Raw genomic sequence first — 20,353 nt, 5'->3', positions numbered from 1 at the left:
CATGGGCTGGCTGAACCGTTTCCTCGGCACCGGGCTCCCCGCGGGCTTCCCTGGCGAGCTGGCCGCGGGCGAAAACGTGATCGCGGTCGCGCCCGTGGAAGGCGGCGGCCACCTCGTGGTGACGAGCCTGGGCCTGTGGTTCCCCGAGGCCGGCGGCACCCGCCGCGTCGGTTGGCACCTGGTGGCCAAGGCGGCGTGGGACGAGAAGGTGTTCGAGCTCACGGAGTCCGAGGAGACGGGCGAGGCGGGCCCGGTGGTCGTCGTCACCGACCGCGAGCCCGTGCGGTTCCGGCTGCCCCAGCCCGGCAAGGTGCCCCCGCAGGTGCGCCTGCGCGTCGACGGCTCGGTGCGCTCCCGCCACCGCCACGACTTCGGCACCGGCGGCGGCGCCTGGTTCGTGCAGCGCAAGGTCCCCGGCCGCGACGGCACCGTGCTCCAGGTGCGCCCCGACCCGGGCACCGACCAGGCCCTGGTCGAGGCGATCGCGGGCGAAGTCGCCGAGAAGCTGGCCAACCCGGGCACCTGAGCAGTACGCTCGTACTCAGTACGGGCGTACTGTTTATCTCGGGAGGCTCGCCATGTGGGACCCGGCCAAATACCTCGACTACGCGGACCTGCGGGCCCGCCCGTTCTACGACCTGATCGCGCGCATCTCCGCCGACGCGCCCCGCCGCGTCGTCGACCTGGGCTGCGGCCCCGGCAACCTCACGCTCGACCTGGGACGGCGCTGGCCCGGTGCCGTGCTCGAGGCCCTGGACAGCTCGCCGGAGATGGTGGCCGCCGCCCGTTCTCGGGGGGTCGACGCGGCTGTGGCGGACGTGCGCACGTGGGAGCCGCGGCCGGACACCGACGTGGTCGTGTCGAACGCCGTGCTCCAGTGGGTGCCGGGCCACGACGAGCTGCTGCGGCGCTGGGCCGGGCAGCTGCCCTCGGGGGCCGTGCTGGCGGTGCAGGTGCCGGGCAACTTCGACGCGCCGTCGCACGACATCACGCGCACGCTGGCGGCCTCGCCCGCTTGGTCGTCCCGGCTCGCGTCGCTGGAGCTGCGCCACGACGAGGCGGTTTCCTCGCCGCTGGAGTACGCGACACTGCTCGCCGACGCCGGGTGCCTGGTGGACGCCTGGGAGACCACCTACCTGCAGCGGCTGGGCGGCGAGAACGCCGTGCTGGAGTGGATCACCGGCACCGCGCTGCGGCCCATCCGCGCGGCGCTGTCGGACGCCGATTGGGCTGCGTTCCGCACCGAGCTGGCGCCGCTGCTCGACGAGGCCTACCCGCCGCGCGCCGACGGGACGACGTGGTTCGAGTTCCGCCGGATCTTCTTCGTGGCGCGGGTGCCCTGACCCGCGGCCGTGTGTTTTCGGGCGCGCTCACGGCCCCCTCGGCGGTACGCGTGCGGCTCAGCCGCGACCCCGGCCGAACCTCTCGCCGACCTTGGCCCGCGCGACGCCCGCGGCGCCCTGGACCATCGGGTGGTCGGTCACCTTGCGGTAGGTGCGCACGATCTGCTCGTACCGTCCCCGGCCGGCCTTGGTCCCCAGCACGTAACCCAGACCCACGCCCAGCAGGAACTTCTTCATCAGCGGCCACACCTCTCGTTCGTCGGACTCCCGACTCTCCATTGTCCAGCAATCCGGCGCCCGCCGGGGGTGATCCGCGAAGAGGGGCCCCCTGTTCGGGTGGTGGGGGCCGTAGGCTAAAGTTCTCTCATCGCACCGGAGAGATCCGGTGCACAACTGAATACGATCCCCTGTAGCTCAACTGGCAGAGCATTCGGCTGTTAACCGGAGGGTTCTTGGTTCGAGTCCAAGCGGGGGAGCGCAAAGCCCAGGTCGATGGCCTGGGCTTTTTGTTACCCGAAAGTAGGGGCGATTTAGACGTCGTTTCTTATGGTGGGGCTTAGGGACCAAACTCTAGGATACTTCCGCGGTGCTGCTGACATGGATCGCCGAGGTGGCGGACGAACCCTTGGTCCTGGAGCCCGCTGACCGGCGGGCGGAGTGGAAGACCAACACCTGGTGGCTGAGTGCGGAGGACGAGGACAGGAGGTCGCTGTCCGCCTCCGACGTAGTGGCCGCTTTTGAGCGGACAGCTTCAACCATCCGGGGCCGCATCCGGGAGCTGGGCTTTCCCGGTGTGGCAACGTTCTATGTGTGGCATGACGAGCATGCCGGGCAGCTCAGGTGCTCGACCGGGTCTGTGGCCTCGGATGAGTTGCCGTTCGGCGGCGCCTACGTCCCGTCTGACGATCTTGGGCCGATCGTGGAGGCGTTCCTGACGGACAGCCAGCCCGGCGTCATTGCTTGGGCTGACCTGGGCGATGTGCAGGAGTGGGCGGAGCAGACCGGGGCCGAGCCGGAGGTTGTGCCCTTCCGTGTCTGGGTGAGCAGCGTGGGAGTGGCCTCACATTGACAGGTTCTGCCCGTCCGCACGGACGAGTCAGCGGTGGCAGATCAGGGCTCCGGCTATGCCGGCGAAGGCGAGGAAGTGTTCCGCCTTGCGTTCGTAGCGGCGGTGTAGTCTGCGGCATCCGGCCAGCCAGGACACCGTCCTTTCGACGACCCAGCGGTGGCGTCCCAGCCGTGTCGATGACTCGATGCCTTTGCGGGCGATGCGGTGGCGGATGCCTCGATGGCTGAGCCATCGGCGCAGGTGGTCGTAGTCGTAGCCTTTGTCGGCGTGGAGCTTGGCCGGGCGCCGGTGGCGCGGCCCGCGCCGGGAGCGGATGGGTGGGATGCCCCGGACGAGCGGTTGCAGGCCGAGGCTCTCGTGCATATTGGCACCGGAGATGCCGAGCGACAGTGGCAGTCCATTCCGGTCGGTGATCAGGTGGATCTTCGATCCGTTCTTGCCACGCCACAGTCCCCGATGCTGCCCATCGATGGCACGGGCCCGGAGTCCTTCGCGCGCTTGGTGAAGCCCCACGATCCATATTGGACTCCTTGGTCGGAACGGATGATCGTGCCAGACTGCGGTGCCCGGTTGTCGATGGCCATGCCGAGCGCGTTCGTCACCAGGGCCGCGGTGGGCGAGGAATCGATAGACCAGCCCACTACGCGACGAGAGTAGACATCGAGCACGACCGCGCAGTAGACCTTGCGCTCGCGGGTGCGATGCTCCCGATCAGGAACCCGTCCTGGTTGACCGCCACGTACCGCTGGCCTTGCCCGGGGTGAAGCCGGCGAAGGTGTTCACCCCGAAGTCGCTGAGCGGCCGGAGTGCGTCCGGGGCCCAGAGGTGAGGTCGGTCATGGGGTGCGACTGGTCCAGCAGCGCGCCGGAGGTCCGCCAGGCCTGCTGCTGCGAGCGCTCTGCCACCGCATTCGGCCGCGCGCGCGGGCGTAGACAGAGCGAGCTTCACCCAGGGAGTGGCGGTCCCTGGCTGACCACGTGCTCCGGTCGCGCGCTTATGCAGGGAAGAACCGTCCCTGGCTAGCTCTGCCGTCCGTCGAAACGCTGGAAGCACAGCCGTGGACGAGAACGGCACGACAAGGAGGGGACTCGCGTGATCAAGACCTATGGGCTGCTTCCCCGCAGCCGAAAGATCTCTCGCCAGCACTTTCACCTGCACCTGGCCATCGTGCACCGGCGTGAGGTGGAGCCGATCACGGCGATCAAGAAGTACATGCAGTTCCACATGGTCGAGGACAACGTCGCGCCGTTCAAGCGCTCGGTCTACGACGGCTTGGTGGAGTGCTGGTTCGACAGCCAGGAGTCGTTCGCGGAGCTGACCCGCCAGGACCCGTTCTACACCGAGAAGATCCAGAAGGAGGAGTACCCGTACTACATCGACCTCGACGGCCCGTACAACACGCTCGCCACCGAGGAGGAAATCCCGCTCGCCGGGCCGACCCTGACCCCGCACCGGGCGTTCACGAAGGGCACGCTGTTCGTCCACCGGCGGCCGGACGTCACGCGCGAGGAGTTCGTCACCTGGTACCGCCAAGAGCTGCCCGAGCTGGCGCAGCGCACCGTTCCCGGTCTGTCGCGCTACACCCAGAACCTCCCGATCGACGAGTTCTACGGCGGCGACGTGCTCTACGACGCCGTGGTGGAGCTGTGGCGCGGAAACCCCGCGTCGCAGGACAACGCCCCGCTCGACCTGACGGGCTTCGCCGCCGCGCTGGAGAAGGACTCGCCCGTCGACGTGGCGAACACCTCGTCGGCGACGGGCCAGGAGTACTTCATTCGCTGACCCCTGCCGGAAGGACCGGTCGTGCCGCCGCCATCCCCGGTGCACGACCGGCCCTGTCCGCACGACAGGCCCCGAACGTCCCCATGCCGGCGCTGCCCCGCTTCCGATCGTGTCTGAGAGGACCCTGACCACCATGCCCCGCACCGTTCACGAGCACCTCGCCGCGGTCGTTCCGCTGCTGCCCGACGCGCCGTTCAGCGACCTGGCCGCGACCCGGGAAATGGTCCGGCTGGCCTACGAATCCGTCCGCCCCGACCTGACCGGCGTCGAGCTCACCGAGCGCACCGTCGCGCCCGGCGTCGCGGTGCGGATCTTCCGCCCGGCCACCCCGGCCACGACGACGGTGGCGGCCCTGCTCGACATCCACGGCGGCGGCTTCGCCACCGGCAGCGCCGCCCTCGACGACAGCTTCAACGCCCACCTCGTGCGCACCCTCGGCATCGTGGTCGTGTCCGTCGACTACCGCCTCGCCCCCGAACACCCCTTTCCCACCCCGGTCGAAGACTGCTACAGCGCCCTGAGCTGGCTCGCCGCCAACGCCGCCGAACTCGGCGCCGACCCGGCCCGCATCGGCGTCCTCGGCGACAGCGCCGGCGCCGGCCTCGCCGCCGGTGTGGCCTTGCTGGCTCGCGACCGCGGTGGCCCGCGCCTGGTCTTCCAGGCGCTCATCGAACCCGTCCTCGACGACCGGCTCACCACCACCTCGATGAACGACCCCGAATTCACCACCACCTGGTCCCGCGAACAGGCCGTCCTGAGCTGGCAGTACTACCTCGGCGACCAGGCCGCCGACCCCTCTCCCTACGCCGCCCCGGCCCGCGCGGACGTCACCGGCCTCCCGCCGACCTACCTGGCCGTCAACGAACTCGACGTCCTGCGAGACGAAGGCCTCGACTACGCCCGCCGTCTCCTCGAAGCCGGCGTCCCCACCGAACTCCACTGCTGGCCCGCAACCTTCCACGGCTCCCACAACATCGCCCCCGACGCCCCCATCTCGCAACGCACGCGGCACAGCCTCGTCGAAGCCCTGCTGCGCGGCCTCAACCCGGCGCAACAGCAGCACGATCGTCTCCGCCCACCGGCCGCATCCGACACCGGGGGTCGCGCAGCGGCGCACGCCCCCGCTCCGGATTCGCCCGATCACGCGGGACCGGCTGCGGACGTGTCGTGGTGGGGTTCGCCGAGCTAGCTGTAGTGGCCATGGACGTGGTGACGGTTGACCGGCACGTCGTTTGTTCATGACGAAGACCTCCGTGTGTGGTGCTGGTGTCTGACGCCATCACCGATCACAACGGAGGTCTTCGTGTGTCGCACCGCAACGCCCGGCTGACCCTGCACGGCCGGCGCTTGCTGGTCCAGCGTGTCACCGCGGGACGACCGGTCGCGCACGTGAGCGCCGAACCGGGAATCTCCCGCGCGACCGGACACAAGTGGGTCCGCCGCTACCGCCGCGAAGGCGACGCCAGCCTGACGGACCGACCCGATGGCCTGGGCTTTTGTTACCCGTTGGTAGGGGTGGATCGATTCGATGCTGGTGCCGCAGGTGCGGGTGCGGCCGGTCTCCGTCCTCAAATTGCACGATCAGCAACGGGGTTGTACCAGGTCGAGCAAGGATCGCCGCCCAGCACGTCCGGCCTGCGTGCCTTCGGTTGCACAAGCATTCACCTTTGTCGTGCGGTGCGGTGGCCTCAGCCGGCGTGCGACGGTGGAAGGTCAGTCCGAGCCGGGGTGAGGAGCAGCTGTGATGTGGTCACCGAAGCGGGTCCTGACGCGCAGAAGACTTGCGCTCGCGCTGATGGCGGGGGTCGTCGCCGGCGGCTGTTCGTCGCCGGGGGAGGAGCCGCCCGAGCCGAACGTGCAGGTGGTGGACGGTCAGGTGGCTCAGCAGCTGAAGGGTTCCGTCAGTGCCACCGGAGCCTTCCTTCACCTCGAGGCGTTGCAGAAGATCGCCGACGAGCACGGTGGCAATCGGGCTTCGCCTGGCCCCGGTTACGACGCGAGCGTCGAGTACGTCGCCGGTGTTCTTCGCGCCGCCGGTTACGAAGTGGCCACCCCGAGTTACGAGATGTCCGGGCGGCGCGGTCAGGAGGGGGCCAGAGCACGCAACGTCATCACGCAGACCCGCACCGGGGACCCCGATCACGTGGTGATGATCGGGGCTCACCTGGATTCGGTGGAAGATGGACCCGGGATCGTCGACAACGGTTCCGGTGTTGCCGCGCTGTTGGAAATCGCCCGTCACCTCGGTCCTTCGGCGCAGCTGCACAACACGGTCCGGTTCGCGTTCTTCGGCTCGGAGGAGAATGGTTCCGAGGGCTCGAAGTCGTACGTCAACGGCGTTTCCCCGGTGGACCGCGACAAGATCATGCTCTACCTGAATGTGGACATGGTCGCTTCCCCCAATGGCGGCTACTTCGCCCAGGGCGGCGTGGGTGACGACCAGTCCGAGACGGGCCCGCCCGGTTCGGCCGTCGTGGCCGGCATCCTCGCCGGCCAGCTGGCGAAGACGGGGGTGAAACCGGAAATCATCAAGTTCGTCGGGGACGATGAAGCACCGTTTGTCGAAGCCGGCATCCCGTCCGGTGGTGCGGAAAACGGTGACCGCCGGGAAAAGTCCGGGGCGCAGGCCCAGGCGTGGGGCGGTCAGGCGGACGAGCGGTACGACCCCTGCTACCACAAGCCCTGCGACCGCCTCGAGAACGTCAACCGCGTGGTGCTGGACCATTACCTCTCGGCGATCGCCGGGACGGTCGCCCACTTCGCGACCTCGGACGAGTCACAGCTTCGCTGAGCAGCGAATCTCGACGCGGTCCACGCGGTGGACCGCGTCTGCTCCGCGGCCCGGCCGAGGGTGGCCGTCGCGTGGGGGTGGGCGCTGTCCGCCGGATCTCGTCAACGCGGCCGACATGGCGATGCGCAGCCCAGACCTCGTTAGGATCTGGCGGTGCTGGATACGGGGGATGATCCATTCGCCTGGGCTGATGATCCGGCCGTGGTGATGGTGTGCTTGACGTTCGCCGAGGGAATCACCCCGGGAGAGGTCTTCGGCATCCTCTCTGCCGAAGAACTTGCCGCTCCGAGGAAACCTGGCCCGCTGAGCGTGCTCGCGGGTGGTGACCGAAGCGGCATTCGTGTCGCGCAGGTCGGCGGCTGGGCGGTGGTCGTGGAGTTGGAGTCGCTGGTTGCGGCGAAGCCGGACGTGCTCGCCGGGCTGTCCGCGAGCGGAAAGCGCGCCGTCCAGGTCGCGCGGACGGGCTCGGGGTTGGAGGGCTTTGCCTACTGGCGCGACGGCGAACTCCGGTGTCGGTTCGATCCGATCGATCCCACAACGCGAACGGGAAGCAACCCCGACGGGCTGGTGACACAGATGCGTGCCGCGGGCATTGATCCGTCACGCGGCAAAGCGTTGCAGGGCAACGAGATGTTCAGGTTGGCCGCCGCGGTGTCCGGTGTGGTCGCCGATGCGGATCTGGTGCTCGGGGCGGAGCTCGCGGCGGGCCTGGTGGCTCGCCGGCGTCGACGGTTCTCGTGAAGGAACTCCGCAGGTTCGGCGGGTCCAGGAGCAGCCGGTGCCCATCCACGCGGCTCCGGTCCCGGTAGCGAATCGGATGGTGCTTCGCCCGCAGCCCGGCGGAGGTGGTCGACGACTGCACCAGTCGCGCAGAAGTCAGACCGTCAGCCCGGCCTCGACGGTGAACCCGACGAGTTGTGCGCGGTCCCGGGCATTGAGCTTGCTCATCGCCCGCCCGATGTGGGTGCGTAGCGTGGCGGGGCTGAGCACGAGTTCGGCGGCCACCCTCGTCGTTGGAGGCACCGGTCGCGGCCCAGGCCGCGATCTGCCGTTCGCGGGCGGTCAGCAGATGCCGGTGGGGGTGCGATCGGGATGGGGGTTGGGCGGCCACGCGGTCGATGACCCGGCGGGTGACCGATGGTGAGAGCGGCGATTCGCCGGAGGCGACGACGCGGATGGCGTGGAGCAGGTCACGGGCGCCGCTGTCTTTGAGGACGAACCCGCCGGCGCCCGAACGCAGGGCTGCGAGGATGTAGTCGTCCCTCTCGAACGTGGTGAGCATGACCACGCGCACCGGGGCCAGTTCGGGGTCGGCGGTGATGCGGCGCAGGACCTCGAGACCATCCCAGCCTGGCATCCGGATGTCGAGCAACACGACGTCCGGTCGCTGGCGGCGGATGAGGCGGAAGCCGCTCTCGCCGTCGTCGGCCTGGCCCACGAGCGTGATGTCGTCCTCGACCGAGAACCGGGTTTCCGGGCCCACCCGGATCAGGCTCTGGTCGTCCACGACGACGAAGCGGATCACGGGAGCTTCGCCGGTACGGCCGCGGGCAACGTGAGCGCCTCCTGGGTGATCCGGTACGCGGCGTGATCGGTGTCGACGGGCACGGATCGGTGATCCAGTCGCGGGTCCACGTCGAGAACCACGGGAATCCCGCCGCCGCGAATCCGCTCGACCAGACGTGGCAGGGCGGCGACGCCGTCGCCCGGGGTGAGCCGGCCGGCACCATCGCTGTTCGCCGCCAAGTCGTCTGTCGTCGTCGGATCGTCCGTGTGCAGGTTCGCGACCTCTGCGCGCAGCCGTCGAGTGCGGCGCGGGCGGTGTCCTCGATCGCCGCCAGGGCCTGCCCCGCCCGTCCCGGATCACGGTCCAGCACGTGCTGTCCGGCGCCGGCCTGCATCGCGATCACAGCGAGACCATGACCGACGGTGTCGTGGAGCTCCTGCGCGGTCCGCAACTGCTCCTCGGCCGCGGCCCGGCGAGCCCGCTCGGCTCTGACTGAACGTCCGCAGGATCCGCGCGGACCAGTCAGCGGCGCACCTGATAGCGCAGGTGAAGCACCCGGTTGCCCTGGATCATCGCGTCGGGATCCTCCAACAGGTGCAACGCGTCGACCGACCCGAAGTAGCGCTTGCCGGCCCCGAAGACGACGGGTACGACGTCCATGCGCACCTCGTCGACCAAACCCGCGGCGAGCACCTGGCCACCGACGTCACCGGCGGCGACCTCGACGATGCGGTCACCCGCGAGCTCCTGCGCCTTGGCCACGGCTGCCTCGACGCCGTCGACGAAGTGAAACGGCGCCGCGGGGTCCCAGCCCTCGGGCGCCGGGCGGTGCGTCACGACGACCACGTGGTCGACGCCGCCCGGAGGCTCCCCGTCCCAGCCGTCGGTCAGGTCGAAGACGTGGCGGCCGACGATGGTCGTCCCGATCCGGTCCCAGTACGGCCGGGTGTAGTCGTAGGACGTCTGCGACACCTTCAGCACGCCGCTCTCGTCCAACGGGACGTCACCGTTGGACAACCAGTCGAACAGCGGCCCGGGCTGGTCGTTCTCGTCCGCGACGAAGCCGTCCACCGACACCGAGCTGTACATGACCACCTTGCCCACAGCGCTCTCCTCTGGTTGGGGGTATCCCCAAACTAGCGGGTGGTGAGCTGTCGCTGTTGTTGCCGCAGGCCGGGCAGGTCGAGCAGGAAGGCCACGCCCCAGGCCGCGGTCACCGTGCGCACCGCCGAGCGGAACCGACGCCTTCGGTGCCCACCAGCAGGTCACCGCGTTCCTCGCCGCCGTCGGCGAAGCGCTCGACGACTTCGTCGCCGGTGTCCTTCGCGTGGATGACCGTCCGTCCGAATCGGACGTCCACACCGGACCTCAAGATCTCTCCCCACAGCAAGCGGTCACGTCGGCGAAGTCGGACTTGTGGGTGGTGATCTTGCCGCGGCCGGGCTGCGCCGAGGTGGCGCGTTCGCGGCGGAACAACTCATCGGGCGGGCACCGGCGCAACGCCTCGTCGCCGTTGCCGTCGATGTGCAAGCGGTAGCCGTGGCCGCGGGTCCCGGCGTCGGGGTCTCGTTCGAAGACGGTGGCCCGCAGCCCCGCTGCGCATACCCACGGGGTGCTCATACTTGCGCGAGACAAACAAATGGTTTGCAACAGATCTCGGGTGAACCCGGAGACAGTTCACCGTGCTTGCGGTGCAGCCTTCGTGTGTGCAGTCGCCGGGTTGGTGTTGGGGGCTCGGCATCGTGCCGGCGCATGCCTCGGGCACGAGGGTATTCCGGCCACGGCGATGCGGCATGGGGCGACCAGGCTCTGCCTGGTTTCGCGTGACCTGAGTCGGCGCTGGGCGATGGCGCGTTCGCGGGCAGGATCGCGTCCACGCCGGGCAGAGCGCGAAGGTGCCGGAGGCGGTGTTCACCGCCTCCGGCACGGCCGCTCACGCCTCGGAGTTCGCCCTTCTCCGGCCCGCCGTCGGGCGCCGGCCGGTCGAGGAACCGTACGGAGGAACGCGGCCGCAGGTTTCCACCTTCCCGAACGAGGTCACACGGCCGAAGCCGGCGCAGACTCGGCAAGATGAGGCGTGAGCACCTGACGAGGTCGTATCCCGCGGTCCGCGCGCTGCGCAGTCGAGCGAAGGCCGCCGCGCGGATCGTCGCCGAGGATCAGTTGCCCGATCGTGCCGCGGCGCTGACCTACTTCGGGTTGCTGGCGATTTTTCCCGCGCTCATCGTGCTGATCGGAATTCTCGAGCTGACCCTGCGCTCCACGCCGGACACCGACGCCGTCGTCGACGGGTTCGTGGAACTGCTGCCGGCCGGTGCCGCCGGGGTCGGGCCGGTTCTGCGTGATGCCCTGCACGAGCGCACCGCGGCCGGAACGGTCGTGGGGGTCGGGCTGGTCGCGAGCGTGTGGGCGGTGTCGGGTTACGTCGCTGCCTGCCAACGTGCGATCGGCGGGATCCGAGGTGTGCCGGACACCCGGCTGCCCTGGGTCGCCAAGGTGTCGCGGCTGCCGCTGACTCTCCTGATGCTCGCGATGCTGGCGGGAATCACGTTCGCGCTGCTGGCCGGCGGTCCGCTCGGCGCCGCCCTCGAGCGGGCGGTCGGGTTGCCCGACCTGGTCGCCGGCGTTTGGCACGTGCTGCGTTGGCCGCTGTTGGCCGTGGTGCTCCTCGTCTTCTTCGGGCTGCTGCACCGAGGGCTGCCGGGCGCCCCGCGCGGGCGGGCGGCGTGGGTGAGCCGGGGCGGCGTCGTCAGCGTGCTGCTCTGGCTCGCCGGTTCCGGCGCGTTTTCCTGGTACAACGCGACCTTCGCCACGGGCTACGGCGCGCTCGGCACCGCGGTGGTGTTTCTCGCGTGGCTCTGGGTCGGCCACTTCGCGCTACTGGTCGGCGTGGAGATCGACCTCCGGTCGGTCAGGGGCGCGATCGAGTAGCGAGCCGCCGTCGGCGTGACCGCCGGACGCACGGAGTAGCCCTGTCATTTGTGCAACCGATGGTTGCTCAAGCTGACCACGTCCGCTAACGTGCAACCATTGGTTGCCTACAGGGAGGACGGTCATGGAGTACGGCACGATCGAGCGGGACATCCGGATCGCCGCGATACCGGAGGTGGTGTACGAGGTCGTCACGCGGCCGGAGCACATCGCGGCGTGGTGGGGGTTCCAGGTGGACTTCGCGGCGTCGGCGGGTGCGGCCGGGCGGATGAGCCGGGAGCGGCGCGACGGGAGTGGCCAGCTCGTCGTCAAGGTGTGTGTGGTCGAGGCGGACCCGCCCCGGCGGTTCGCGTTCCGCTGGATGCAGCCGGACGGGCAGCCGGCGACGGCGGGGAACTCGTTCCTGGTGACGTTCGAGCTGAGGCCGGACGGCGGGGAAACGGTGCTGCGGCTGACGGAGGAAGGTTTCCGGGAAATCGGCTGGGAGGCGGCGAAGCTGGAGGCGTACCACCGCGACCACAGCTCGGGCTGGGATCACCACCTGGGCAACCTGGTGTCGTACGCGCAGCGGTTGGTGCGCGCGTGACCCGGGTGGTGGACGACGAGCTGTGGGCGGCACTCGGTGACCCGACCCGGCGCCGGCTGCTGGACGTGCTGCTGGCCGACGGCTCGGGCACGGCGACCGGGTTGAGCGCGGAGCTGCCGGTGACACGCCAAGCTGTGGCGAAGCACCTCGGTGTGCTGGAACGGGCGGAACTCGTGGTGCCGCACAAGGACGGACGTGAGGTCCGCTACGTGGTCAACGAAGCGCAGTTCGCGCGCGCCGTCGCCCAGCTGACCACGGTCGGCACGGCTTGGGACGCGCGCCTGCACCGCATCAAGGCGATCGCCGAGTCGATCGAGCGCGCGGGGGAGGGAAAATGAGCGGGCCGGTGGTGGTGTTCGGCAACCACGCCGCCGTGCGGGTGCGGCGCGCGGACCGGGAACGGATCCGCGCCTTCTACCGTGGCGTCCTGGGTGCCCGGCTCACGAGGGAGCTCGCCGACAAGGACGACTTCCGCCTCGGCGCGGACTACTGCCTAGCCTTCCTCTACGCGGGCGGCGACGGCAGCCCGGCCGACGAGGGTGTGCCCTACGCCGCGGCGAACCCGTTGAGCGACAACGACTTCGCGAGATCGATCTTCCTGGAGCTGAAGGCGGACGACGTCGACCGGGTGCGGCGCGAGATCGTCGCGTTCGGCGTGACCGTGCTCGACGTGCCCGACCCGCACCTGTACTTCCAGGCGCCCGGCGGCCAGGTGTACCGGCTGGTGGGCACGGACGAGGATCTCTCGGTCTACGAGGGCTGAGGCACGTCGGAGGGGATCACGGATTCCTGGCCGCACAATGCCGCCGCGGGCGAAGAGCGGGGCGGGCGCAGGAGCGAGGCTGCCGCACCGACGCGAGGAACGCGCCGCCGTCGTTGCAGCCACAGCACGGGCTCGGGCGGCTCGGACGTCCTGCTGCCGCTGCGCCGATCCGGCCCGTCGTACGCGCTGAGCCCCACCGCGTTGTTCCGGCAGCCGCTGATCACCTCCGGCGCCGGCGAACAGTTCGACCGGCAGCCAGTGGCCGCGCTCCTGCGCCATCTCGTCCGCGGTCTGCCGGGTGTGGTCGTTCGCCGGCCGCAGGGGCTGCGCGCCGCGCGCGAGCAGGTACGCCGTCGTGTCCTCGCCGGTCTGCGTGTGCCCGACTCATCTCGAACACCGTGCACATCTGCGGGTCGTGCTGCGCTGATCAAGCCCGCGGCGACCCGGGCGGGTTCGCGGTGTCCAGGTCCAGACCGGTGCGCTGAAGCTTCTGCCACGGCAGCTGCACCCCCGCGAGCGCGGTCACCACGGACTGCACGACGACGAGGTACATCAGCTGCCGGTACACGAACTGCTGCAGCGGGAGCAGCAGCAGCGAACGCAGCCGCTCACCGTCGAGCCGGAAGGCGATCACCGCGGGAATCGCCTGCAGCACCAGGAAAACCAGCCAGTACGCGCACACGGTGAGCGCGTCGCTGGTGAGGATCCCGAAGAGGGCGGCGGCGTCGACGAGCGGAGCCAGCACCGGGAGCAGCACCTGGAACAGCAGCAGGTACGGCAGGCCACGCCGGCCGAGGTGGCCGGCGGCGCCGCGTTCGACCACGGCGCGGCGGTGTTTCCAGACGGCCTGCAGAGTGCCGTAACACCACCGGTACCGCTGCTTCCACAGCTGGCCGAGCGTGGCCGGTGCCTCCGTCCAGGCCCGTGCCTCCTGCTCGTAGACGACCCGCCAGCCGGCGCGTTCCATGGCCATGGTCAGGTCGGTGTCCTCGGCGAGGGTGTCGACGGGGATGCCGCCGAGCCGCAGGACCGCGGACCGGCGGAAGGCGCCGATCGCACCCGGCACGGTCGGCATGCACTGCAGCACGTCGTAGAGCCGGCGGTCGAGGTTGAACCCGATGACGTACTCGATGTGCTGCCACTGTCCGAGCAGACCGCGACGGTTGCCGACCTTCGCGTTGCCGGAGACCGCGCCGATCCCGGGGTCGGCGAAGTGCCGGACCAAGGTGCGCACGGTGCCGGGTTCCAGCACCGTGTCGCCGTCGACGAGCACCACGAGCTCGGTGGGCGCGGCGGCGATGCCGGTGTTGAGCGCGGCGGCCTTGCCCGCGTTCTCCTGCCGGATCAAGCGGACGCGCCGGCCGACGTACTTCTCGACGAGTTCGGCGGTGCCGTCGGTCGACCCGTCGTCGACGACGATCACCAGGACGTGGTGGTCGGAGGCGAGGATCGACCGGATCGTGGCTTCGATCCCGGCGCGCTCGTTGTAGGCGGGGACGATCACGGTCACGGGTTCGGTGACGGTGCGCAGCCGCAGCGAGCGGCGCCGCCGCAGGTGCACCGCGGTGGTGATCAGCGTGACCAAGGTGCGCAGTCCGGCCAGCACACTGGCGACGATCAGCAGCACGGTCAGCGAACTCGCCACCACGCCACTGGCCTGCACGGCCCCGATCAGCAGCCAGCCGGCGACCCGCTCGCCCGAACCGGCCGGCGCGCCGGCCGAACCGAGGCCCACCGCGGAGCTGACCGGGCCCAGCCGCCACCCCTTGGCCTGCAACGCCGGGATCAGCCGGTCGAGCGCCGCCACGGTCTGCGAACGGTCGCCGCCCGCGTCGTGCATCAGCAGGACGGTTCCGCGCTCGTCCTTCGGGGTCGCGTTCGCCACGATCGTGGCGATGCCGGGCCGTTGCCAGTCTTCGGAGTCGGTGTCGGAGACCACGGTGATCTTGCCGTCGGCGCCGATCCGCTGAATGGACGCCCAGGCCGGGTCGTCGATCGAAGCGGGTGTCGCCGAATACGGCGGACGGACCAGCGCCGGCGACATCCCGGCCGCACCGGCCACCGCGAGGTCGGTGAAGCGCAGTTCGAGTTGGGTGCGCAGCTCGCCGACCGACCGGAGGTCGACGTGGGTGGCGGTGTGGTTGCCGATGTCGTGGCCGTGGGCCGCGATGTCGCGCACCAGCCCCGGGTACTCGGCCGCGTGCGCTCCGGTGACGAAGAACGTGGCTTTGACGTGGTAGCGGTCGAGCACGGCGAGGATCGCCGGGGTCCAGGTCGGGTCGGGGCCGTCGTCGAAGGTCAGGGCGAGGGTCTTGTCCGGCGGACGCCGCACGTCGGGCGATCCGTTGCGGGTGTCGATCAGGGAGCCCCCGGTGCGCACCCCGGAGGGGACGCCGGACGCGGTGGTCTCGGGCGCGGACTCGTCGCTGTGGAACTCACCCAGGACCACGGCGTGCAGCGCGAGCAGGCCGACGACAGCCGCCAGCACGGCGAGCAGCAGGAACCAATGCGCACGCGGGGCCGGAGCGCCTCTCCGGGGCCGGTGGCGGCCGGTCGCCATCAGGGCCGCGGCTTCTTGCTGGTGTCGGCTTTGCCCGGCGGCGTGTCCGGGGCATGGGAATTGCGGTGCTCGGCCCCGGAAACGGTCGTGGCAGTCGTGGCCGGCGGCTGCGCCGCAGTCGTCGTGACGGACCGCTCGGGGGCGCCCACGCGCACGGACGTCGGGTCGGTGCCGGCTTCGCGCGTCGGCGGGGCGTCGGTCGTGGTGCTCGGGTCCGGCGGGTCCGCGGGAGTGGTCGTGACGTCGGTGTGCCCAGCGCCGAACTGCGTGATCGGCACGAGCAGCGGCGAGGGCACCGGGGCACCCAGCAAGGCGGCGACCAGGACCACGACGTACCCGACGGTCAGGACGCCGCCACCGATCGCCGCCCGCCGGAAGAGCTTGCGCCGCCGCCCCGTGGCGTCCACGAACACAGGTGCAGCTGCGGCCTCGTCTTCCACGAGATCACCACGGTCGGGCATGCGTCACTCCATCGGCGGGGAGAGCTCACCCAAGCACACCACGGACCGTGAGCGAACCCCGATCCGCCTTGGGACCGGCAATCTCACACACCGATCAAGCCGAAACCTTGGTATGGCGGCGAGTTCGGGTACCGGGCAGTGGTGTCCGTTGTGGATCTTCAGGGCCGCGGGTGTCAATCCCGCACGGCGGCCAGCACTTCGTTGAACGCTTCGGTCGACGACGGGTGCGTGTAGATCCCGTCGCGCAGATCCGCCGCGGTGACGTCGTGGCGCATGGCCAGCGTGACCAGGTTGATCAGCTCCTGGGCGTCGACGCTCAGCAGCGCGGCGCCGAGGATCCGGTCGGTCCTCGCGTCGATCACGAACTTCATCAGTCCTCGCGTCTCGCCGAGGATCTTCGCCTTGGGCATCGCCACGATGTCCGCGACGGCTTTTTCCGCAACCTCCACGGCGTACCCCTGCTCGCGCGCTTCGCGTTCGGTGAGGCCCACGCGGGCCAGCGGCGGCGTCAAGAACAGCGTGGAGGGGATGTGCACGCGGTCGGCGGTGGATCGGGTGCCGCGGCCGGTGAGCTGGTCGGCGACGATCCTGCTGTCGTCGAGGGAGACGTAGGTGAACTGCGGGCCGCCCTTGACGTCGCCGACCGCGTAGATGTGCGGCTGGCTGGTGCGCAGCCGGTCGTCCACTGCGACGGCACCGTCAGGCGTGGTCGCCACGCCCGCGAGGTCCAGGCGGAGGCCGTCCGTGGCGGGCTTGCGGCCGGCCGCGACCAGGACCGCGTCGACGACGATCGAGCCGGCGTCGGTGCCCCGGCGGAAGTCGAGCCGGGCGCCCTCGGGCGTTTCGGACAGCTGCGTGACCTCAGCGCCGAGGACGAACGCGACGCCGGTGTCGGCCAGCACCTGGTGCGCGGCCGCCGCGACGTCGTCGTCCTCGCGGCCCAGGATGCGCGGCGCCCGGTCGAGCACCGTCACCTCGCTGCCGAACTGCGCGAACATCGACGCGAACTCGATGCCGACGTGCCCGCCGCCGAGCACGGCCAGCCTGCGCGGGAGGTTGTCGCGCCCGATGAGGTCGGTGCTGGTGTGGACGCGGGAGCTGCCGGCGAAGCCGGGGATGGCGGGCAGCACGGGCTCGGCGCCCGTGCTGATGACGATGGTGTCACCGGACACGGTCAGGCGTTCGTCGCCGGCGCTGACCGCCACGGTCTTGGCGTCGACGAACGCGGCCTGTCCGGTGAGGACGGTGACGGAGTCGATCGAGTCGAGGGTGGAGAAGTTGATGCCGCGCAGCCTCGTGGTCAGGGTCCGCGTCTTGCCGACGGCTTCGCCGTGCTCGGTACCGGTTTCGGCGTGGTGGATCAGCGACTTCGTGGGCACGCACCCGACGTTGGGACAGGTGCCGCCGTACATCTGCGCCGACCGCTCGATCAGGGCGACGCGCTTGCCGCGCCGGCCCAGCGCGGCGGCCAGGGTCTTGCCGCCTCTGCCGAAGCCGATCACGACGAGATCGAAGTGGGTGGCGTCCACAGTGGACATGGTTCTCCTCCTGGCTGGGCTGTGCGTAGGGGCGCACTCAAATGTACGTACATTTGAATATAGGCCGACGCGGGCGCTGTGGGGCCGGGTGTGGTGGGGGCGACAGCCCGGACGACGTGACCGTCACCTCAAGGGACACAGGGACTTTGACAACCGACCACACAGGACACCCGATCAGCCGGCCGGCGCCACGCGGTGGTTGACCCGGGACGTGTTGCCCGGGTCGTGCGGACCATGACTCGCGGTCAGGAAGCGTCCTGGACACCACCGTGGTCGGCCCCGTAACGGACGTGCGGCAGTTCGTCGTCGAGCCAGTACGCGGTGTCCTCGGTCACGACGAGGACCTCGCCCCATTTCGCGCCGACTTCGCCGCGGCCGAGGTGCGGTTCGAACGCCCACAACCCCGGCTCGCACGGCCGGTCGGAGCCCGGTTTCCAGAAGGGCGCGGAACGAAGGTCCAGGCGCAGAGCCGATCCGACGACGTCGCCGGCCAGGTACCCGACCGTCTGCGGGCTGAACCCGCGCACGTTGAACGTCGGCAACCGCAGGCCCGGCACCCGGCCGACGCGGTGCGCGATCGCGGACCCGGGGTACATCGAGTGGATGGTCACACAACCGTGGTCCTGGGCGTACTCGTCCACCGCTTTGTCGATCCGGGCCTGGGAATCGCCGTTGCGCACCAGGTCCAGGATGATCGGTCGCAGGGCGGCGAGTGCCATTCGGGTTTCGTGGAAGCCCTCGGGCTGCTCGCCGAACGCGCACGAGTACCCGATGTCGGCGGCACCACCTCGATGGATGGGGCCGATGTCGAGGATGACCGCGTCACCGTGGGCGAGCCGACGGCCACCCGGCCGGTAATGTCCCGTGCCCCGCGCGGCTTTGGCCTCGAAGAGGTCTCGGACCCGGCGGGGCAGCGGTGGGAAGTCCAGGAACCGGGTACGGTCGCCGAACCAGACGAAACCGTAGTGGAAGAAGTGGGAAACGCCGCGGGCCCGCAGCCAGCGTTCGAGCTTGCCGGCCGCCTCCCGCTCGGTGATTCCTTCGTGCAGTTCGGTTTCGACCGCGAGAACCGCGTCGAAGGCGAGGCGTTGAGCCGCCTTGAACGCGACGAGTTCGTCGTCGGTGAACAGTTCGCGGGTCAAGGTCGGGTGCCTCCGGTGGTGGCTGGGATGTCGATCAGCACCAGCGTCTGCGGGGCGTGAGTGGTGCTGAAGGGCAGATGCTGACCAGAATCCCTCGGATCCGGACGGCCGCCCGGTCGCGTCCGGATTTGTGGGCCGCAGGTCACCCGCCGCCTGGCGGGGGCCTTCCCGACCGCGAAGACTGGAGGCCGGCAGCCCCCGTCCCACTGGAGTCTTCGTATACGCAAGCCGTGGCGCAGCAAGCCGGTCGATCTCGTCGTCCACGATGGCCAGCTACGACTGGGTCTGTGAAACGAACGGTGTGCTGACTCGCGCCGAGCGCTCCGCCGTGCGCGCCGGCATGCGGAAGTTCCTCTTCGAGACGATCGGCGGATTCCTCACAGCGCCGTCGATCCGCTCGACGGAAGCCCTCGTTGCCGAGTTTCCCGACACGAAGGTCGCGGCCACGGCCGTCGAGATCGCCAAGAAGCAGGGCACCACGCTGCTGTTCCACGGCTACCGGACCTGGCTGCTCGGAACAGCCTTGGCCCAGGTGGACCAGACCGACGTCGACGCGGAACTCCTCTTCGTGACGTCGCTGCTGCACGACTCGGGAATGCTCCTCAGCGTGCCCGGGGAGGATTTCACCCGGCGTTCGGCGGACGCCGTTCTCGAGGTTTTCGACCGCGCCGGCGCGCCGCGTGGCAGAGCCCTCGACGCCGCCGATGCCGTGGTCGCGCACGCGACTCCCGGCCTTGACCGGTCGGCGGACCCGGTCGCGTACTACGTGCAGGGTGGTGCCATGGCCGATCTCGCCGGTATCCGCAGGTGGCACCTGCCGCCCGGGGCGATCGGTCAGGCCTATGCCCGGTACCCGTCGCACGACATCCGCCGTACGCTTTCGGCGCTGGCTCGCCGCAACGCCGAAGAACTCCCCGGCGGCCGGATGTCACTGCTGATTCCCACACCACTGGGCAAGGCGGTGCGCTGGGCGCTGAATTTCTCGGCCGGTTGACCGGCCCGGTGCTACGGCCTGCCTGTGGTGTTGAACCGGTGGCGGTACTGGCTCGGCGAGAGCCCGAGGCGGGCGACGAAGGTGCGGCGCATCGTCTCCGGGCTGCCGAATCCCGCGCCCGCCGCGGCTTCTTCGACGTTGTGTCCTGAGTCCAGCAGCGATTTGGCGTGATCAAGCCGGACTTTTTCGACGTACCGCGCCGGTGGCATGTCGAACTCGGCCTGGAAGAGCCGGATGAGGTGCCGGGTGCTCACCCCGACCCGGTCGGCCAGCCGGGCGGCGCTGTGATCGAGACCGGGGTCCGCGGAGATGAGGTTGACGACGTCGCGCAGCGTCGGTGTCCGGGCGGGTTTGATCTCCAGGGGGGCGGAGAACTGCGACTGGCCGCCGGGCCGTTGCATGAACACGACGAGGTTGCGGGCGACGGCACGTGCGAGGTCGGGGCCGTTGTCGGCCTCCACGAGGGCGAGGGCGAGGTCGATCCCGGCGGACACGCCCGCCGACGTGAACACCCCGCGGTCCTCCACGAAGAGGGCATCGGGGAGCACCTGAACGTCGGGGAACGCCCGGGCGAACAGCGGCGCGTGACGCCAATGCGTGGTGGCTCGCCGCCCGGCCAGCACACCGGCCGTGGCCAGGGCGAAGGACCCCGTGCAGATGGAGACGAGGCGGCGGGTCCGCTCGCGAAGCACCCGGATGGCGGCCACGAGCTCGGGATCGATCGGCGCGCCGACGAGGACGTCGCCGCCGCAGACCACGACGGTGTCCGCGCGCGTGACGCTGTCGGCGGGGCCGTCGACGGGCATGGTCGACCCGGTGGAGGTGGCCACGGCCGCACCCGAGGGGGACACGAAGGACAGCGAGTACTCCGCGCCGAAGAGGTTCG

At 70.2% G+C, this 20,353-nt stretch carries 24 protein-coding genes, 1 tRNA gene and 3 pseudogenes; 14 read left to right on the top strand and 14 right to left on the bottom strand.

Features of this window, described 5'->3' with window-relative positions:
- Position 1: 1 nt before the first annotated feature.
- Both ACWEOE_RS37045 and ACWEOE_RS37040 read left to right on the top strand, forming a co-directional pair.
- Complete coding sequence (locus tag ACWEOE_RS37045; RefSeq protein ID WP_452017632.1) at positions 2 to 526, top strand: hypothetical protein; 525 nt, start codon at positions 2 to 4, stop codon at positions 524 to 526.
- Positions 527 to 578: 52 nt separating this feature from the next.
- Positions 579 to 1,343, top strand: coding sequence for a trans-aconitate 2-methyltransferase (locus ACWEOE_RS37040; RefSeq protein WP_452017630.1), 765 nt, complete (start codon positions 579 to 581; stop codon positions 1,341 to 1,343).
- Between the two features lie 57 nt (positions 1,344 to 1,400).
- Here ACWEOE_RS37040 and ACWEOE_RS37035 read toward each other — a convergent pair whose 3' ends face one another.
- Positions 1,401 to 1,580 (bottom strand): hypothetical protein, encoded by a 180-nt coding sequence (locus ACWEOE_RS37035; RefSeq protein WP_452017628.1) that lies wholly within the window; start codon positions 1,578 to 1,580, stop codon positions 1,401 to 1,403.
- Positions 1,581 to 1,746: 166 nt separating this feature from the next.
- Between ACWEOE_RS37035 and ACWEOE_RS37030 the strand changes: the two genes are divergently transcribed.
- A tRNA-Asn gene (locus ACWEOE_RS37030) sits at positions 1,747 to 1,819 on the top strand.
- Positions 1,820 to 1,929: 110 nt separating this feature from the next.
- Positions 1,930 to 2,412, top strand: coding sequence for a hypothetical protein (locus ACWEOE_RS37025; protein WP_452017626.1), 483 nt, complete (start codon positions 1,930 to 1,932; stop codon positions 2,410 to 2,412).
- A gap of 27 nt (positions 2,413 to 2,439) precedes the next feature.
- Here ACWEOE_RS37025 and ACWEOE_RS37020 read toward each other — a convergent pair whose 3' ends face one another.
- Both ACWEOE_RS37020 and ACWEOE_RS37015 read right to left on the bottom strand, forming a co-directional pair.
- On the bottom strand, positions 2,440 to 2,934 hold the full coding sequence (locus ACWEOE_RS37020; RefSeq protein WP_452017720.1) for an IS5 family transposase: 495 nt from the start codon (positions 2,932 to 2,934) through the stop codon (positions 2,440 to 2,442).
- A complete protein-coding gene (locus ACWEOE_RS37015; RefSeq protein WP_452017718.1) occupies positions 2,826 to 3,053 on the bottom strand; it encodes a DDE-type integrase/transposase/recombinase in 228 nt (75 codons plus the stop codon). The genes ACWEOE_RS37020 and ACWEOE_RS37015 overlap by 109 nt, the downstream gene beginning before the upstream one ends.
- 451 nt (positions 3,054 to 3,504) lie before the next feature.
- On the opposite strand from ACWEOE_RS37015, the gene ACWEOE_RS37010 reads away from it, so the two are divergent.
- The 5 genes and pseudogenes from ACWEOE_RS37010 (at position 3,505) to ACWEOE_RS36990 (ending at position 7,726) form a co-directional block, all read left to right on the top strand.
- Positions 3,505 to 4,194, top strand: a complete 690-nt coding sequence (locus ACWEOE_RS37010; protein ID WP_452017624.1) for an EthD domain-containing protein — start codon at positions 3,505 to 3,507, stop codon at positions 4,192 to 4,194.
- Positions 4,195 to 4,327: 133 nt separating this feature from the next.
- Complete coding sequence (locus ACWEOE_RS37005) at positions 4,328 to 5,383, top strand: alpha/beta hydrolase (RefSeq protein WP_452017622.1); 1,056 nt, start codon at positions 4,328 to 4,330, stop codon at positions 5,381 to 5,383.
- 116 nt (positions 5,384 to 5,499) lie between these two features.
- Positions 5,500 to 5,673: pseudogene (locus tag ACWEOE_RS37000) on the top strand (leucine zipper domain-containing protein); the annotation flags it as partial.
- A 265-nt stretch (positions 5,674 to 5,938) separates the two neighbouring features.
- A complete protein-coding gene (locus ACWEOE_RS36995) occupies positions 5,939 to 6,985 on the top strand; it encodes a M20/M25/M40 family metallo-hydrolase (protein ID WP_452017620.1) in 1,047 nt (348 codons plus the stop codon).
- Between the two features lie 153 nt (positions 6,986 to 7,138).
- A complete protein-coding gene (locus ACWEOE_RS36990) occupies positions 7,139 to 7,726 on the top strand; it encodes a DUF6461 domain-containing protein (RefSeq protein WP_452017618.1) in 588 nt (195 codons plus the stop codon).
- Between the two features lie 135 nt (positions 7,727 to 7,861).
- Here ACWEOE_RS36990 and ACWEOE_RS36985 read toward each other — a convergent pair whose 3' ends face one another.
- The 6 genes and pseudogenes from ACWEOE_RS36985 to ACWEOE_RS36960 all read right to left on the bottom strand — a co-directional run bounded on the left by ACWEOE_RS36985 (position 7,862) and on the right by ACWEOE_RS36960 (position 10,112).
- A complete protein-coding gene (locus ACWEOE_RS36985) occupies positions 7,862 to 7,990 on the bottom strand; it encodes a LuxR C-terminal-related transcriptional regulator (protein WP_452017616.1) in 129 nt (42 codons plus the stop codon).
- Positions 7,991 to 8,216: 226 nt separating this feature from the next.
- Positions 8,217 to 8,468: pseudogene (locus ACWEOE_RS36980) on the bottom strand (response regulator); the annotation flags it as partial.
- Positions 8,469 to 8,847: 379 nt separating this feature from the next.
- A pseudogene (locus tag ACWEOE_RS36975) lies at positions 8,848 to 8,895 on the bottom strand (hypothetical protein); the annotation flags it as partial.
- A gap of 119 nt (positions 8,896 to 9,014) precedes the next feature.
- Complete coding sequence (locus tag ACWEOE_RS36970; RefSeq protein ID WP_452017614.1) at positions 9,015 to 9,596, bottom strand: dihydrofolate reductase family protein; 582 nt, start codon at positions 9,594 to 9,596, stop codon at positions 9,015 to 9,017.
- Between the two features lie 109 nt (positions 9,597 to 9,705).
- Positions 9,706 to 9,852 (bottom strand): hypothetical protein, encoded by a 147-nt coding sequence (locus ACWEOE_RS36965; RefSeq protein WP_452017612.1) that lies wholly within the window; start codon positions 9,850 to 9,852, stop codon positions 9,706 to 9,708.
- Positions 9,853 to 9,860: 8 nt separating this feature from the next.
- Entirely contained in the window at positions 9,861 to 10,112 is a 252-nt protein-coding gene (locus ACWEOE_RS36960; RefSeq protein ID WP_452017610.1) for a hypothetical protein, read from the bottom strand.
- Between the two features lie 450 nt (positions 10,113 to 10,562).
- Here ACWEOE_RS36960 and ACWEOE_RS36955 point away from each other — a divergent pair, with 450 nt between their 5' ends.
- From ACWEOE_RS36955 to ACWEOE_RS36940, 4 genes are all read left to right on the top strand, one after another.
- A complete protein-coding gene (locus ACWEOE_RS36955) occupies positions 10,563 to 11,423 on the top strand; it encodes a YihY/virulence factor BrkB family protein (RefSeq protein ID WP_452017608.1) in 861 nt (286 codons plus the stop codon).
- Between the two features lie 124 nt (positions 11,424 to 11,547).
- Positions 11,548 to 12,009 (top strand): SRPBCC domain-containing protein, encoded by a 462-nt coding sequence (locus ACWEOE_RS36950; RefSeq protein ID WP_452017606.1) that lies wholly within the window; start codon positions 11,548 to 11,550, stop codon positions 12,007 to 12,009.
- A complete protein-coding gene (locus ACWEOE_RS36945) occupies positions 12,006 to 12,347 on the top strand; it encodes an ArsR/SmtB family transcription factor (RefSeq protein WP_452017604.1) in 342 nt (113 codons plus the stop codon). The genes ACWEOE_RS36950 and ACWEOE_RS36945 overlap by 4 nt, the downstream gene beginning before the upstream one ends.
- Positions 12,344 to 12,772 (top strand): VOC family protein, encoded by a 429-nt coding sequence (locus ACWEOE_RS36940; RefSeq protein WP_452017602.1) that lies wholly within the window; start codon positions 12,344 to 12,346, stop codon positions 12,770 to 12,772. Before ACWEOE_RS36945 ends, ACWEOE_RS36940 begins: the two co-directional genes overlap by 4 nt.
- A gap of 427 nt (positions 12,773 to 13,199) precedes the next feature.
- On the opposite strand, the gene ACWEOE_RS36935 is transcribed toward ACWEOE_RS36940, so the two are convergent.
- From ACWEOE_RS36935 to ACWEOE_RS36920, 4 genes are all read right to left on the bottom strand, one after another.
- Positions 13,200 to 15,332 carry a bifunctional polysaccharide deacetylase/glycosyltransferase family 2 protein gene (locus ACWEOE_RS36935; RefSeq protein ID WP_452017600.1) on the bottom strand — a complete coding sequence of 711 codons (2,133 nt, stop codon included), beginning with the start codon at positions 15,330 to 15,332 and terminating at the stop codon, positions 13,200 to 13,202.
- Entirely contained in the window at positions 15,332 to 15,793 is a 462-nt protein-coding gene (locus ACWEOE_RS36930) for a hypothetical protein (RefSeq protein WP_452017598.1), read from the bottom strand. Before ACWEOE_RS36930 ends, ACWEOE_RS36935 begins: the two co-directional genes overlap by 1 nt.
- A gap of 173 nt (positions 15,794 to 15,966) precedes the next feature.
- A complete protein-coding gene (locus ACWEOE_RS36925; RefSeq protein ID WP_452017596.1) occupies positions 15,967 to 17,331 on the bottom strand; it encodes an FAD-dependent oxidoreductase in 1,365 nt (454 codons plus the stop codon).
- A 245-nt stretch (positions 17,332 to 17,576) separates the two neighbouring features.
- Positions 17,577 to 18,473: a M24 family metallopeptidase gene (locus tag ACWEOE_RS36920; protein ID WP_452017594.1), complete on the bottom strand. Its 897-nt coding sequence runs from the start codon at positions 18,471 to 18,473 to the stop codon at positions 17,577 to 17,579.
- A gap of 265 nt (positions 18,474 to 18,738) precedes the next feature.
- On the opposite strand from ACWEOE_RS36920, the gene ACWEOE_RS36915 reads away from it, so the two are divergent.
- Complete coding sequence (locus ACWEOE_RS36915) at positions 18,739 to 19,467, top strand: hypothetical protein (RefSeq protein WP_452017592.1); 729 nt, start codon at positions 18,739 to 18,741, stop codon at positions 19,465 to 19,467.
- An 11-nt stretch (positions 19,468 to 19,478) separates the two neighbouring features.
- On the opposite strand, the gene ACWEOE_RS36910 is transcribed toward ACWEOE_RS36915, so the two are convergent.
- A partial coding sequence (locus ACWEOE_RS36910; protein WP_452017590.1) for a GlxA family transcriptional regulator occupies positions 19,479 to 20,353 on the bottom strand: 875 nt, incomplete at its 5' end.

Source organism: Amycolatopsis sp. NPDC004368 (assembly GCF_053602515.1).
This window is presented reverse-complemented; position numbering and strand designations above follow the sequence as displayed.

Bases quoted from the DNA above. Each gene is read 5' to 3' on its own strand.
- ACWEOE_RS37045 (WP_452017632.1), top strand. From the start codon at position 2: ATGGGCTGGCTGAACCGTTTCCTCGGCACCGGGCTCCCCGCGGGCTTC.
- ACWEOE_RS37040 (WP_452017630.1), top strand. From the start codon at position 579: ATGTGGGACCCGGCCAAATACCTCGACTACGCGGACCTGCGGGCCCGC.
- ACWEOE_RS37035 (WP_452017628.1), bottom strand. From the start codon at position 1,580: ATGAAGAAGTTCCTGCTGGGCGTGGGTCTGGGTTACGTGCTGGGGACC.
- ACWEOE_RS37005 (WP_452017622.1), top strand. From the start codon at position 4,328: ATGCCCCGCACCGTTCACGAGCACCTCGCCGCGGTCGTTCCGCTGCTG.
- ACWEOE_RS36995 (WP_452017620.1), top strand. From the start codon at position 5,939: ATGTGGTCACCGAAGCGGGTCCTGACGCGCAGAAGACTTGCGCTCGCG.
- ACWEOE_RS36960 (WP_452017610.1), bottom strand. From the start codon at position 10,112: ATGAGCACCCCGTGGGTATGCGCAGCGGGGCTGCGGGCCACCGTCTTC.
- ACWEOE_RS36955 (WP_452017608.1), top strand. From the start codon at position 10,563: ATGAGGCGTGAGCACCTGACGAGGTCGTATCCCGCGGTCCGCGCGCTG.
- ACWEOE_RS36950 (WP_452017606.1), top strand. From the start codon at position 11,548: ATGGAGTACGGCACGATCGAGCGGGACATCCGGATCGCCGCGATACCG.
- ACWEOE_RS36940 (WP_452017602.1), top strand. From the start codon at position 12,344: ATGAGCGGGCCGGTGGTGGTGTTCGGCAACCACGCCGCCGTGCGGGTG.
- ACWEOE_RS36935 (WP_452017600.1), bottom strand. From the start codon at position 15,332: ATGGCGACCGGCCGCCACCGGCCCCGGAGAGGCGCTCCGGCCCCGCGT.
- ACWEOE_RS36930 (WP_452017598.1), bottom strand. From the start codon at position 15,793: ATGCCCGACCGTGGTGATCTCGTGGAAGACGAGGCCGCAGCTGCACCT.
- ACWEOE_RS36925 (WP_452017596.1), bottom strand. From the start codon at position 17,331: ATGTCCACTGTGGACGCCACCCACTTCGATCTCGTCGTGATCGGCTTC.
- ACWEOE_RS36915 (WP_452017592.1), top strand. From the start codon at position 18,739: ATGGCCAGCTACGACTGGGTCTGTGAAACGAACGGTGTGCTGACTCGC.